At 65.3% G+C, this 622-nt stretch carries 1 protein-coding gene; it reads left to right on the top strand.

The genetic code is table 11. The features are described from left to right. Positions 1-5: 5 nt before the first annotated feature. Positions 6-622: EamA family transporter (locus HMPREF3162_RS02615; RefSeq protein WP_070776893.1), on the top strand; the 617-nt coding region annotated here is incomplete at its 3' end.

Below are 622 nucleotides of genomic sequence, written 5' to 3'. Positions count from 1 at the left end.
GGACTATGGCGGTCGCCGCAATGCTGGCCGTGCAGCTCTCCAACGCATTGTCCGTGCAGGTGATCGACCAGATCGGGCCGGCGGGTACCGCGTGGTTGCGTATGTGCTGTGGCAGCCTGCTCCTCTGGCTCATCGCCCGGCCTGCGATCCATTCCCTCCGCAGGAAAGACATCCCCGCGTTGATTGCACTGGGCGTGGCCACGGGGTTCATGACGGCGTTCTTCCTCGCCGCCGTTGAACGCATCCTGCTGGGCACCGCAGTCGCGATCGAGTTCCTCGGCCCGCTGGCAGTCGCCGGGATCATGAGCAAGCAGCGCAAGGCTCTCATCTGGCCGCTGCTTGCCCTCATCGGCGTCGTGCTTCTGACGGAACCATGGCACGGGAGAATTGATTTCGCCGGTGTCTGCTTCGCACTCATCGCGGGCACCTGCTGGGGCCTCTATAATCTCTTCACCCAGCACGTCGGCGACCGGTTCTCTGGCATCAGCGGCCTGTCGCTGACGATCCCGGTCGCAGCGCTTGCGACGTTGCCTGTCGGTCTGCCGCAGGTCATTGGAGGCGAGCTCACCTGGTGGGTGCTCCCGGCCGCGGCGGGAATCGCGCTCATTTCGCCGGTGATCGC

The sequence above is a fragment of the Brevibacterium sp. HMSC07C04 genome (assembly GCF_001815905.1).
GTDB lineage: Bacteria > Actinomycetota > Actinomycetes > Actinomycetales > Brevibacteriaceae > Brevibacterium.
This window is presented reverse-complemented; position numbering and strand designations above follow the sequence as displayed.